Raw genomic sequence first — 10,698 nt, 5'->3', positions numbered from 1 at the left:
ATCGGTCACTACCTCGTCACCCACGCTGGGATTGTCAAACACGCTGCGGGGCAGCGCAAGCTGTCACCAAAACTCATTCTGAACTGATCTCTAAGCGGTGAGGAAAACGTCGCTGCCGGCGCCGATGACCACCAATTCGGTGTCAGTCACGTAGTAGATCAGGCGGTGCTCGCGGGTGATCCGTCTCGACCATTTGCCCGCGAGCTGGCGTTTGAGCGGTTCTGGCTTGCCGATTCCCCCGAAGGGATCGGCAAGTGCAGCGGAGATCTGCTTGTTGGCCGCTTTGAGCACCGAGCGATCCCGGGCGAGCCACGATGTGTAGGTCTCCCAGCCGTAGGCTGTGAAAACCAGTTTGCGCTCAGGCATCGGGAGCCAGCAGCTCCTGCGCTTCGAACCGCCCCTCTTCGGCGTCACGTGCGGATTCGAGCAGCCGGACTCCGCCATGTGTCGCCAAGACGTAGAGCGTTTCCTGGATGGAGTTCCAATCGGATTCCGACACAAGGACAGCGTTCTGGCCGCTCTTGGTGACCACTGTGACGGTGTCGTGGTCGTCGTTCACCTGCTGGACCAGGGAGAACAGCTGCTGGCGAACAGTGGAGATGGGTAGTGCGGTCATAAATGCGCCCCTCGGTTGATTCGTACAACATATCGTACAGCTTGGGGTGCGAGATGTGGCCATCTCTGCGGGACCGGGGTCATCGCAGGCGGACCCCGGTCCGCATCGGCAGCGGGTCAGTTCCGTGGCCGGCGACCCAGGTAACGCAGCAGCTGGTCCGTGCTGGAACCCTCGCCCTCGACGATCGGGCCGTAGGCGCCCCAGTCGCGCAGCGGTTCGATCCGGCCCTGGGCCGCGGCGAGGATCGGCGCCGAGAGTTCGTCGGTCAGCGGCGATTCCTGTCCGGTGGCGACCGCGATATCCCATGCGTGCACGGCCGCGTCCAGGGCGCACAGCACGGCGGCCACCGGGGTGGGCAGCGGGCCGAAGGGCAGTGGGGTGGGGACGCTTTCGGTGTCGTCGGTGACGGTGGACCAGGCGGTTGCTGTCTCGTCGAGGGCGGCCGTGACCAGGGCGACGGGTCCGTCGGCGATCGTGCCGGTGGGGGAGAAGGGGTCGTAGGCCGGGCCGGTGCCCACACCGAGCGCCGCGGCGAAGGCCCGCTGGTCCCCGGCGGCGTGCTCGGCGACCTGCGCGACGTTCCAATCGGCGCACGGCGTCACCAGCTGCCACTGGCCGGCCTCGACCCGCGCGGTCACCCGGCGCAGCGCTTCGTGGGCGGCGGTCAGTGCATCGCGCCAGACCGGTGCGAGCTGAGCGGTGATGTCCTGCGCGGTGGTGTTTTCCATGGTTCTGCCTCTCGGTCGGTTTCGGCGTTGAACTCAGGCTATGGCCCTATTAGGCTCGTTTCCTTCCTGATAAGAGCTTCCGCGGAAACGAGTATTTTGTGACCTCCACCACAACCCGAGTGCTCCGGCTGCTGTCGCTGCTCCAGGACCGCGGATACACCGGACCCGAACTGGCACAACGACTCGGCATCACCGACCGCACCCTGCGCCAGGACATCGCCCGCCTGCGCGAACTCGGCTACCCGGTGCACGCCACCCGGGGCCCGGTCGGCGGCTACCGCCTCGGTCAGGGCGCCACCATGCCGCCGCTGCTGCTCGACGACGACGAAGCGGTCGCGGTCGCCCTGGCCATGGGCCTCGCCGAGGACGGGTCGACCGGTATCGCCGATATAGACCACAGCGTCAAACGGACTCTCGCCAAATTGGAACGGATCCTGCCGAAGCGTTTACAGCGCACCGTCAACGCATTGCGCGAGACCACCGCGGTCGGCCCGGCGACGATCGGCTCCCGGGAACCGGACGCGCCGGTGCCCGCGGAAACCCTGGCCACGATCGCGGCGGCGATCCGCGCCGCCCGGGAACTCGAACTCGACGATCTCCGGGTCGAGCCGTATCGGCTGGTCAGCTGGCAGCGGCGCTGGTACCTGGTCGCCTACGACCTCGATACGCACGCCTGGCGCGCGTTTCCGGTGGCGAACCGGCGCCGGGTGGTGGCGGGCACTCGCCGCTTCGCCGCCCGGACTCCACCCGAAAGAGATCTGGTCGCCTTCGTACTCCGGGAGGTGGCCTCGGCCGGTTACGCCGTGCACGCCCGGGTCACAGTGCTGGCACCCGCGGAAACCGTTATCGCCCGGATCAATCCGGCGGTCGGGGTCGTAGTGTCGGTCGACGAGGACTCGTGCCTGCTGCTCACCGGCGCGGACGCGATGGAGACGATCGCCATCTACCTGAGCATGCTCATGATGGATTTCCGTATCGACGGCCCCCCGGAACTGGTCGAGCACATCCGCACCCTGGGCCGGCGGTACCGGGAGGCGGTCGCCCACCTCTGACAGGGCCGGGCCTGTGTGGCGAGCCGGTACCGCGGTCGGCCGGTGAACCAGCGGTGATACACGCCGGGCAGATGTCGCCGGTCGGCCATGCGGCGAAGGGCGTCGATCCGGGGGTGACCACCGGGCCGGCGGACCGGTCGCGGGCGGGTCCCGCCCACGCGTACGGATCCCATACCGCCGGAAACACGCGGCCGGTGGAATGCCGGATACCGAATGCTCAGGCGGTCGCCGTGAGGGTCGGATAATCCGTGTAACCCTCGGCCCCGCCCACATACATCAGGTGCGCGTCGCGGATCGGATTGAGCGGCGCGCCGGTGCGCAGGCGTACGACCAGTTCGGGGTTGGCCAAGAAGGCGCGACCCAGGGCGATGTGATCGGCTCCGGCGGCGAGCAGGCGCTCGGCCCGGTCGATGATGGCACCGGGGTCGCGGGCCTCACCCGAAGGGTTGGCGACGAGACTCCCGGGCCACAGTGGACGGAGCTGCCGCAGCAGCGGGTCGTCCGCGTCGACCCGGACGATGTGCAGGTAGGCGAGACCCAGCCCGGCGACCGCGGTGACCAGCGCCGGATAGATGGCCTCGGTATCGCCCTCCGCTATGCCGTTGACGGGATTCGCCGGCGAGATGCGCAATCCCACCCGCTCCGGGCCGATGGCCGCCGCCACCGCCGCGACGACCTCGACTGTGAACCGGATGCGGTTCTCGACCGGACCGCCGTACTCGTCGGTGCGGTGGTTGGTGTTGCGGGCCAAGAATTGGTGCAGCAGGTAACCGTTGGCGCTGTGGACCTCGACCCCGGCGAAACCGGCGTCGACGGCATTGCGTGCGGCGGTGACGAAATCGGCTACCGTCCCGTGGATCTCGTCGACCGTGAGTTCCCGCGGCGTCACGGCCGGCCGATGGCCCGACGGGGTGTGCACGGTATCGGGCAGCGGGATCGGCGAGGGCGCGACCGGGACCAGGCCGCTGTTGTCGGGATGGCCGACCCGGCCGCCGTGCTGGAGTTGCAGGAACATTTGGCCCCCGGCCGCCCGGACGGCCTCGGTGACGCGGCGCCAGCCGGCGATGTGCTCGGCGCGGTGGATACCGGGGATATTGGCGTAGGTCTGACCCACCTGGTTCGGGGTGGCGGCCTCGGCGATGATCAGGCCCGCGCCGGCCCGCTGCGCGTAGTAGGTCGCCATCAGGTCGGACGGGGTGCCGTCCGCGCCCGCGCGGTTACGCGTCAGGGGGGCCATCACCAGGCGGTGCGGAAGCTCCAGACCGGCGAGGCGCGCGGGAGCGAATAGATCACGGGGCGCTGTGGTTGTCATGCCTGGACGGTAAGACCTGACATTTATGTGAAGTTCAAGCCCGAACTGGAAAATGCGAGGTGAGCATGCGAATCGGAGAACTGGCGCAGCGGACCGGGGTCAGTGAACGCTCGCTGCGCTACTACGAAGAACAGCGGTTGCTCACCGCCGACCGCACTCCGGGCGGCCATCGCGACTATCCCGAGCACGCGGTGGACCGGGTCGTGCACATCCAGGAGCTCTTCGCCGCCGGACTGTGCAGTAAGAAGATCGTGGAGATCCTGCCCTGCATGCGTGACACCGACGGCGGCGCCAACGAATTCGCGACCCCCGCGCTGGTGAACGAGCTCCGGGTCGAACGGGAGCGGATCGACCGCATGATCGCCGACCTCCTCCGTTCCCGGGAGGTTCTGGACGAGGTGATCGAACGGGCGGGCGCGAGTTTCACGACCGCAGCCGCGTGAGAGCCGTCCCCGCATCCCGAATCCGTTCGCCGACGCCGGATGTCGCCGCCGCGCCCGGCAGGCTCCGGTTCGTATCGGCGGCAGCCGAAGCCGGGAACCGGGACCACCGGCTGTATCTCATCTCGAGCAAAGAATTCACTGTCGGGATTCCGCTGACATGGTCGCCGATGCCGCTACACTCGGGCCACTGTCCCCGAGTCAGGTGGTGACTCATGGCGTTCGCGGTGTGGGTACGGTCCGTTCCGGTGTCGACGGCGCTGCTGGTGGCGGCGCTGAGTGGCTGCGCGTCGCCGAGCGGTGGCGACCCCGGCTCGATGGTCTCCACGGTCGCGCCGCCGGGTCCCGCGCAGTCGTCTCCGGCCGCGACGACCGAGGAGCGGCAGCCACCGGGTCCGCCGGCCACCACGGTGGTCTCCCTCATCGCGGTCGACGGCTCCGGCCGGCCGGCCGACGGATTCGACGTATCCGGTACCGCGCCCGCCGGCCGGCTCGACTGCGGCAATGTCGTATCCAGCCGGTCCGCGACCAGTCCGGGTATCTACCACTGCGGCGCCTCCGCCGACGCCGCCGATATCTGCTGGGCGCGGGCCGGCGGCACCGAACTGCTGTGCGCCGACGATCCCTGGAACCGCGAACTGCGCTGGTACAGCGTCGAGCCCCGGCTCGAACCGATCGGGAAAACCCGCGAGCCCGAACCGTGGGCGCTCGAATTGGCCGACGGCCGCCGGTGCCGTATCCGCGTGGGCGGGGCGTGGGGCGGCCGGGCCGACGGCCTGGTGGGCGCCTACTCGTGTACCGGCGGCGCGGAAGTCGTCCTGCAACCGTCCGACGCGCGGACCGCCATCGACACCTCGGCACCCACCTGGCATATCCGGTTGGGCGAACTCGGCGCCGGTTCCCCTGAGCTGCCCCCGCCGACCATCGTGGACGTGCGGACGGCGTATTTCGCGGCCGCGTCCTGACACGGCTGTCGCCGCCTCCCGGATCGAGCCGGTCGGCGGTCGGGCCGACAGGCTACTCGGCGGCAACCTGCCGACGAGGTGGGGCGCCGCCGGGTGTCGCCGGTGCCGCGGTCGGCTGCGGATGGACACGTGCGGCGCCGACTCGCGCGATGCGTTCCCGCCCCCACTCGCCGAGTGGTTCGAGCGCAGTATTGAGGGAGCGGCCCAGGTCGGTGAGACGGTATTCCACCCGAGGCGGAACCTCCGGGTAGACCGTCCGGTCGATCAACCCGTCTTCCTCGAGCTCACGTAGCTGTTGGATGAGCATCTTCTCGGACACCCCGGGGAGCCCGCGACGTAGCTCACCGAACCGGCGTACGCCGTAGTTGTCCAGTTCCCAGAGAATCAGCCCTTTCCATTTACCGCTGATCACATCCATACGTCACCGCTATGGCGGGGCTGCTTCCGGCCTATGCCGAGGTGATCGACAGTGGTGACTACGCCGACGACGTCCAGCCCGCGCGATTCCACAAACCCGCCTTCGACGCGATCGTGCGGGCCGGCCGGGACGCCGGGGTCGGCCTGGACATCGTCGGCCCGATCAAGAACCTCATCGATCGCCAGATCGCCGACGGCCGGGCGGGCGAGGGACTGGAACGGATCACCGAGGAGTTGGCCGGGAACCGCGAGTAACGCGCACCACGGCCGCGGCCGCCTGTCGGTGTCGACCGGCATGATCCGGTCATGGCGTTCACCAACCGGATCGACGTGCGAGTTTCCGACCTGGATCTACAAGGGCATGTGACCGGCGCGGCGTATCACCAATACGCCGATCATTCCCGGTTCGCATGCGTGCGGGCCGCGGGGATTTCGGTCGAGGAGATGATCGCGGCGGGCTTCGGTCCGGTGAACCTGGAAACGGTCCTGCGTTTCCAGCGGGAGCTGCGTGGCGGCGACTACGTCGACATCACCTGCGACTGGGTGTGGGGGACGGGCAAGACCTATCGGGTCGAGCACGTCCTCACCCGCCCGGACGGCGAGGTCGCCGCCACGGTGACCCACGTCAGCGGACTACTCGACCTGACCACCCGCCGCCTCGTCGCCGACCCGGCCCGGCAGTGGCGGTCGATGGCGAGCCGCCCCGAACTGCTGCAGCTTGTCCAAAACTGATGTACGTATAAAAGTTGCACCATCAAGTCCTGTCAATCTGCTGTGCCCGGCCGGGCTACCCATCGCGTAGGTTGTCCCGTGACCGCGGCGATCATGTCGTAGTCGCCGTCGTAGTGGAGCACGGTTGTGTGGTGCCGTTCGGCGACGGCGGCAATGACGAGGTCGGCGACGGACAGTGCGCGCCGGTTTCCGCCCTCTACCAGCAGGCCCTGGATCTCGACGGCGCGATCCCAGGCTTCGTCGGGGGTCGGTAACCAGTCGAAACCACGCAATTCCTCGCGAATCCGCTGGGCGTCGGTCTTCGACCGGGCCGAGTGCAATATCTCCAGCTCGACCGCTCCGCAGATGGCCAGGAGACCGGCATTGTGCAAGGGGTCGATAACCGCGCGGACGGCCGGCTTCGGGTAGCGAGCGAACGCCGACTTGTCGACGAGGTATCGGGTGGGCACCTTCAGGCCGCACCCTGGCCGGCCGGCGGATCGACCGGACCGGTCAGGTCCGGGAGGCCGCCTGCACCGATCCAGTCGAGGAAGGATTGTCGCCGGCGGCGCTTGATCGCGTCCTCGAGGGCAGCATTCACGGTTGCGACCTTGGTCGTCGTTCCGAAGATCTCGGCTGCGGCGGCCAACTTCTCGTCGTCTACGTCGATGACAGTTCGTGCCATGGCCGTATCACCTCCTGATACCGGAACACCTCAGATGATATCGCATAGGCCCGAAGTTGATATCATCCGGCGGCCTACAGCCAGGTGTCCAGGGTCGTGGTGGTGAGGAAGTGGTCCAGGTCGGCGCGCCAGGGAGCCGGGGTGGTCTTCTCCGGCTCGATGGCGGTGTACTGGCCCCGGTAGAACAGCAGCGGGCGGCCGTTGGTGGCGGCGGGTGTTTCCGCCATGGCCAGGACGCGGCCGATGACGATGAAATGGTCGCCGCCGTCGACCACACTGTCCACCCGGCATTCGATGGTGGCCAAGGAGTTGTCCAGCCGGGGCAGGCCGAGCTCGGAGGTGTGCCAATCGGTTCCGGCGAACTTGTCGGGTTCGCGGGAGCCGAACTTCGCGCAGACCGGCTGCTGTTCCTCGGCGAGTACGTTCACGCAGAATCGGCCGTTGGCCTCGATGGCGGCCCAGGACCGCGAACCCTTGGTCGGGCAGAACAGCACCAGGGGTGGTTCGAGGGAGAGGGCGGCGAAGGACTGGCAGGCGAAACCGATGGGGGTTTCGTCGTCGGTGAGCGTGGTGATGACCGTGATGCCGGTGCAGAACTGCCCGAGGATATTGCGGAATTGCCGGGGGTCGATGGGGGCCTGCTCCGCGGCCGCTTCGCCCGCGCCGTCGGCCGGATCCGCTGGTGCCGTCACGTTCATACCGTCCTCGCCTCGTTCATGGAGCTGCCGGCGGACGGGCCGCCGGATTCAGCCGGACCCGATGCGAGTATCGCACCGGGCCCGGCCGGAGATCACTTGAAACCCACGGAGAAATCGTGGCCCCACAGGCTCACCGCGGTGGATTCCCGGGCGATCCAGCTGTGGTCGTCGACTTCCAGTCCTTCGCAGCCGAATTCGACGTCGAACCCACCGGGCGTCTTCATGTAGAACGACAGCATCTTGTCGTTGATGTGCCGGCCCAGGGTGGCCGACATCTTCACCTTCTTGCGCACGGCCCGGTCCAGGCACAGGCCGACATCGTCGGAGTTCTCCACCTCGACCATGAGGTGGACGATGCCGGTCGGGTTGGGCAGCGGCAGGAACGCGAGCGCGTGGTGGCGCGGATTGCATCCGTAGAACCGCAGCCAGGCTGGGTCGCCGTCCTCCGGCCGGCCCACCAGCTGCGGCGGCAGGCGCATGGAATCGCGTAGCCGGAATCCGAGCACGTCTTGATAGAACGTCTGTGCCGCGGCATCGTCGTTGCAGGTCAGCACGACGTGGCCCAGGCCCTGTTCGGCGGTGACGAATTTGTGGCCGTACGGGCTGACGAACCGCCGGCCGAGGTACTGGGCGCCGTAGAACGCCTCGAGGGTGTTGTCGGAGGGATCCCGGAAGCGGATCATCCCTTCGACCCGGCGCTCGGCGAGTTCTTCCTTGGTGCCTTCTTCGAAGTCGACGCCGTTCTTCTCCAGCGTCTCCCGGAGGCGTTGCAGCGCGGGGCCGTCGGTGACCTCCCAGCCCGAGACCAGCAACCGATCCTTCTCACCCGGCACGATCACCAGCCGGGCGGCGAAATCGTCCATCCGGAGATAGAGCGCGTCGGGGTTGTTCCCATCGCCCTCCATCATGCCGAGCACTTTCAAGCCGTACTCGCGCCAGGCCGCCATATCGGTGGCCTCGATGCGCATGTACCCGAGTGCCTTGATACTCATCGTCATTTCTCCTTGACGCCGAGCAGGAAATCGGTGGCCAGCCGGTTGAATTCGGCGAACTTCTCCAGCTGTGCCCAGTGCCCGCACCCGCCGAATACGTGCAATTGCGCGCGCGGGATGCTCTTGAGCGCCACCAGAGCGCCGTCGAGCGGGTTCACCCGGTCCTCCCGGCCCCAGATCAGCAGCACCGGCTGGCGCAGTTTGTACGCGTCCCGCCAGAGCATGCCCTTCTCGAAATCTGCGCTCGCGAAGGATTTACCCATGGCCCGGGCGGCGGCCAGCGCCTCGGGGGTGCTGGCCGAGGCGAAACGCTCCGCGATCAGTTCCTCGGTGACCAGGGACTGATCGAACACCATGATCCGCAGGAACGACTCGAGGTTCTCGCGGGTGGGTTCGTAATTGAACTTGCCCAGTAGTTTGACGCCCTCGGTGGGGTCGGGGGCGAAGAGGTTGGTGCTCAGCCCGCCCGGGCCCATCAGGATCAGTTTCCCGGCGCGGTCGGGGTAGTCGAGCGCGAAACGCACCGCCGCGCCGCCGCCGAGCGAATTGCCCAGCAGGTGGACCCGGGCGGTGATCTGCAGGGTGTCGAGCAGATCCTTCAGCGCCGACGAGCTGTGCACAAAGTACTGCGGATGCTCGGTCGGCTTGTCGGACTGTCCGTACCCGGGCTGATCGACCGCGATTACGTGGAAGTCGCGGGCCAGCACCGGGATGTTGCGGGAGAAGTTCGACCACGAGGACGCGCCCGGCCCACCGCCGTGCAGCAGCACGATGGTGGGACCGTTGCCGACGCCGGCCTCGTGGTAGTGCAGTGTCAGATCCGGACGAACCTGGGCGAATCGCGAGGTGGATTCGTAGGTGAGTTCGGCGGTCGAGGTCATCACACCATCCCGTCGGAAACCGGCAGCCCGAATTCGTGCGTGCCGTACATGACGTAGGCGCGCTCGGGATCGTTGGAGGCGTGCACGCGCCCGGCGTGCGCGTCGCGCCAGAACCGCTGCAGCGGGGTGCCGTTCACCAGTGCGGTGGCACCGGAGCTCTCGAAGAGTTTGTCGATCGAGGCGATGGCCCGGCCGGTCGCGCGGACCTGGTCGCGCCGGGCGCGTACGCGCAGGTCGAACGGGATCTCCTTACCCTCGAGCAGCAGCGCGTATTCGTCGGCCACATTGCCCGACAGCTGACGCCAGGCGGCGTCGATATCGCTGGCGGCCTCGGCGATCCGGACCTTGGTGAACGGATCCTCTTTCGCCTTCTCCCCGGCGTACGCCGCGCGCAGCCGCTTGCCCTGGTGCTCGACGTGGGCCTCGTACGCGCCGTAGGCCATACCGACGATCGGCGCGGAGATGGTGGTGGGGTGGATGGTGCCCCACGGCATCTTGTACACGGGGTCGGTATTGCGTTCCAGACCGGGCGATTTCAGGTCGTTCATGGTCTTGTAGCTGAGGAACCGGTGCGTGGGGACGAAAACGTCCTTCACCACCAGAGTGTTCGACCCGGTACCGCGCAGGCCGACCACGTTCCAGACGTCGTCGATCTCGTATTCGGAGCGGGGGATCAGGAAGCTGCCGAAATCGACCGGTTTGCCGTTCTTGATCACCGGACCACCGACGAAAGTCCAGTCGGCGTGCCCGGAGCCCGACGACCAGGCCCACGAGCCGCTGACCCGATAGCCGCCGTCGACCACGGTGCCGGCCCCCATGGGCGCGTAGGAGGAGGAGATCCGCACATCGGTGTTCTCGCCCCACACCTCTTCCTGGGCCTCCTGGCCGAACAGCGCCAGATGCCAGTTGTGCACGCCGATGATCCCGGCGACCCAGCCGGTGGAGCCGCAGGCGCTGGCGATCTTGCGAACCGTGTCGTAGAAGACGACCGGGTCCGCGGCGTGCCCGCCCCATTGCTTCGGCTGCAGCAACCGGAAGAAACCGGCTTCCTGCAGGTCCTTGATGGATTCCTCGGGGATCTGCCGAAGGTCTTCGGCCTCCTGTGCGCGGGCGCGCAGCGTGGGCAACAGCGCTTCGACCCGTTCGGTCACTTCTCGCGTCATCTCCGGCCCCTGCTCCTGCCTGGTCGTTTGCTAACCGG

General features: G+C 67.7%; 16 protein-coding genes. 5 read left to right on the top strand and 11 right to left on the bottom strand.

Annotation, left to right across the window (positions count from 1 at the left end; translation table 11 throughout):
- Positions 1-90 precede the first annotated feature (90 nt).
- The 3 genes from ABZV91_RS27505 to ABZV91_RS27495 form a co-directional block, all read right to left on the bottom strand.
- Positions 91-366 (bottom strand): Txe/YoeB family addiction module toxin, encoded by a 276-nt coding sequence (locus ABZV91_RS27505; RefSeq protein WP_355247600.1) that lies wholly within the window; start codon positions 364-366, stop codon positions 91-93.
- Positions 359-616, bottom strand: a complete 258-nt coding sequence (locus ABZV91_RS27500; RefSeq protein WP_355247597.1) for a type II toxin-antitoxin system Phd/YefM family antitoxin — start codon at positions 614-616, stop codon at positions 359-361. Before ABZV91_RS27500 ends, ABZV91_RS27505 begins: the two co-directional genes overlap by 8 nt.
- A 116-nt stretch (positions 617-732) precedes the next feature.
- The gene (locus tag ABZV91_RS27495; RefSeq protein ID WP_355247594.1) at positions 733-1,344 is read right to left on the bottom strand and encodes a TIGR03086 family metal-binding protein; all 612 of its coding nucleotides are present in this window, start codon (positions 1,342-1,344) and stop codon (positions 733-735) included.
- Positions 1,345-1,442: 98 nt separating this feature from the next.
- Here ABZV91_RS27495 and ABZV91_RS27490 point away from each other — a divergent pair, with 98 nt between their 5' ends.
- Positions 1,443-2,396 (top strand): WYL domain-containing protein, encoded by a 954-nt coding sequence (locus tag ABZV91_RS27490; RefSeq protein ID WP_355247591.1) that lies wholly within the window; start codon positions 1,443-1,445, stop codon positions 2,394-2,396.
- Positions 2,397-2,613: 217 nt separating this feature from the next.
- Here ABZV91_RS27490 and ABZV91_RS27485 read toward each other — a convergent pair whose 3' ends face one another.
- Entirely contained in the window at positions 2,614-3,708 is a 1,095-nt protein-coding gene (locus ABZV91_RS27485) for an alkene reductase (RefSeq protein ID WP_355247589.1), read from the bottom strand.
- 65 nt (positions 3,709-3,773) lie between these two features.
- On the opposite strand from ABZV91_RS27485, the gene ABZV91_RS27480 reads away from it, so the two are divergent.
- Positions 3,774-4,151, top strand: coding sequence for a MerR family transcriptional regulator (locus ABZV91_RS27480; RefSeq protein WP_355247586.1), 378 nt, complete (start codon positions 3,774-3,776; stop codon positions 4,149-4,151).
- Positions 4,152-4,363: 212 nt separating this feature from the next.
- Positions 4,364-5,113 (top strand): hypothetical protein, encoded by a 750-nt coding sequence (locus tag ABZV91_RS27475; protein WP_355247583.1) that lies wholly within the window; start codon positions 4,364-4,366, stop codon positions 5,111-5,113.
- A 52-nt stretch (positions 5,114-5,165) separates the two neighbouring features.
- Here ABZV91_RS27475 and ABZV91_RS27470 read toward each other — a convergent pair whose 3' ends face one another.
- A complete protein-coding gene (locus ABZV91_RS27470) occupies positions 5,166-5,531 on the bottom strand; it encodes a helix-turn-helix domain-containing protein (RefSeq protein ID WP_355247580.1) in 366 nt (121 codons plus the stop codon).
- 11 nt (positions 5,532-5,542) lie between these two features.
- On the opposite strand from ABZV91_RS27470, the gene ABZV91_RS27465 reads away from it, so the two are divergent.
- Positions 5,543-5,785 (top strand): hypothetical protein, encoded by a 243-nt coding sequence (locus ABZV91_RS27465; protein ID WP_355247577.1) that lies wholly within the window; start codon positions 5,543-5,545, stop codon positions 5,783-5,785.
- 51 nt (positions 5,786-5,836) lie between these two features.
- Complete coding sequence (locus ABZV91_RS27460; protein WP_355247574.1) at positions 5,837-6,262, top strand: thioesterase family protein; 426 nt, start codon at positions 5,837-5,839, stop codon at positions 6,260-6,262.
- A gap of 32 nt (positions 6,263-6,294) precedes the next feature.
- Here ABZV91_RS27460 and ABZV91_RS27455 read toward each other — a convergent pair whose 3' ends face one another.
- The 6 genes from ABZV91_RS27455 to hsaA form a co-directional block, all read right to left on the bottom strand.
- Positions 6,295-6,711, bottom strand: coding sequence for a PIN domain nuclease (locus ABZV91_RS27455; protein WP_355247571.1), 417 nt, complete (start codon positions 6,709-6,711; stop codon positions 6,295-6,297).
- 2 nt (positions 6,712-6,713) lie between these two features.
- Positions 6,714-6,926: a type II toxin-antitoxin system VapB family antitoxin gene (locus tag ABZV91_RS27450; protein WP_030522953.1), complete on the bottom strand. Its 213-nt coding sequence runs from the start codon at positions 6,924-6,926 to the stop codon at positions 6,714-6,716.
- Positions 6,927-7,000: 74 nt separating this feature from the next.
- The gene (hsaB, locus tag ABZV91_RS27445; protein WP_355247567.1) at positions 7,001-7,618 is read right to left on the bottom strand and encodes a 3-hydroxy-9,10-secoandrosta-1,3,5(10)-triene-9,17-dione monooxygenase reductase subunit; all 618 of its coding nucleotides are present in this window, start codon (positions 7,616-7,618) and stop codon (positions 7,001-7,003) included.
- 98 nt (positions 7,619-7,716) lie between these two features.
- The gene (hsaC, locus tag ABZV91_RS27440; protein ID WP_355247564.1) at positions 7,717-8,616 is read right to left on the bottom strand and encodes an iron-dependent extradiol dioxygenase HsaC; all 900 of its coding nucleotides are present in this window, start codon (positions 8,614-8,616) and stop codon (positions 7,717-7,719) included.
- Between the two features lie 2 nt (positions 8,617-8,618).
- Complete coding sequence (gene hsaD, locus ABZV91_RS27435; protein WP_355247561.1) at positions 8,619-9,497, bottom strand: 4,5:9,10-diseco-3-hydroxy-5,9,17-trioxoandrosta-1(10),2-diene-4-oate hydrolase; 879 nt, start codon at positions 9,495-9,497, stop codon at positions 8,619-8,621.
- Positions 9,497-10,660 carry a 3-hydroxy-9,10-secoandrosta-1,3,5(10)-triene-9,17-dione monooxygenase oxygenase subunit gene (gene hsaA / locus ABZV91_RS27430; protein WP_355247558.1) on the bottom strand — a complete coding sequence of 388 codons (1,164 nt, stop codon included), beginning with the start codon at positions 10,658-10,660 and terminating at the stop codon, positions 9,497-9,499. Before hsaA ends, hsaD begins: the two co-directional genes overlap by 1 nt.
- Positions 10,661-10,698: the final 38 nt, after the last annotated feature.

This window comes from Nocardia sp. NPDC004568 (assembly GCF_040609955.1).
Taxonomy (GTDB): domain Bacteria; phylum Actinomycetota; class Actinomycetes; order Mycobacteriales; family Mycobacteriaceae; genus Nocardia.
This window is presented reverse-complemented; position numbering and strand designations above follow the sequence as displayed.

Excerpts from the sequence above, each read along its gene's own strand:
- ABZV91_RS27505 (WP_355247600.1), bottom strand. The coding sequence starts at position 366 with ATGCCTGAGCGCAAACTGGTTTTCACAGCCTACGGCTGGGAGACCTAC.
- ABZV91_RS27500 (WP_355247597.1), bottom strand. The coding sequence starts at position 616 with ATGACCGCACTACCCATCTCCACTGTTCGCCAGCAGCTGTTCTCCCTG.
- ABZV91_RS27495 (WP_355247594.1), bottom strand. The coding sequence starts at position 1,344 with ATGGAAAACACCACCGCGCAGGACATCACCGCTCAGCTCGCACCGGTC.
- ABZV91_RS27485 (WP_355247589.1), bottom strand. The coding sequence starts at position 3,708 with ATGACAACCACAGCGCCCCGTGATCTATTCGCTCCCGCGCGCCTCGCC.
- ABZV91_RS27480 (WP_355247586.1), top strand. The coding sequence starts at position 3,774 with ATGCGAATCGGAGAACTGGCGCAGCGGACCGGGGTCAGTGAACGCTCG.
- ABZV91_RS27475 (WP_355247583.1), top strand. The coding sequence starts at position 4,364 with ATGGCGTTCGCGGTGTGGGTACGGTCCGTTCCGGTGTCGACGGCGCTG.
- ABZV91_RS27470 (WP_355247580.1), bottom strand. The coding sequence starts at position 5,531 with ATGGATGTGATCAGCGGTAAATGGAAAGGGCTGATTCTCTGGGAACTG.
- ABZV91_RS27465 (WP_355247577.1), top strand. The coding sequence starts at position 5,543 with ATGGCGGGGCTGCTTCCGGCCTATGCCGAGGTGATCGACAGTGGTGAC.
- ABZV91_RS27460 (WP_355247574.1), top strand. The coding sequence starts at position 5,837 with ATGGCGTTCACCAACCGGATCGACGTGCGAGTTTCCGACCTGGATCTA.
- ABZV91_RS27450 (WP_030522953.1), bottom strand. The coding sequence starts at position 6,926 with ATGGCACGAACTGTCATCGACGTAGACGACGAGAAGTTGGCCGCCGCA.
- hsaC (WP_355247564.1), bottom strand. The coding sequence starts at position 8,616 with ATGAGTATCAAGGCACTCGGGTACATGCGCATCGAGGCCACCGATATG.
- hsaD (WP_355247561.1), bottom strand. The coding sequence starts at position 9,497 with ATGACCTCGACCGCCGAACTCACCTACGAATCCACCTCGCGATTCGCC.
- hsaA (WP_355247558.1), bottom strand. The coding sequence starts at position 10,660 with ATGACGCGAGAAGTGACCGAACGGGTCGAAGCGCTGTTGCCCACGCTG.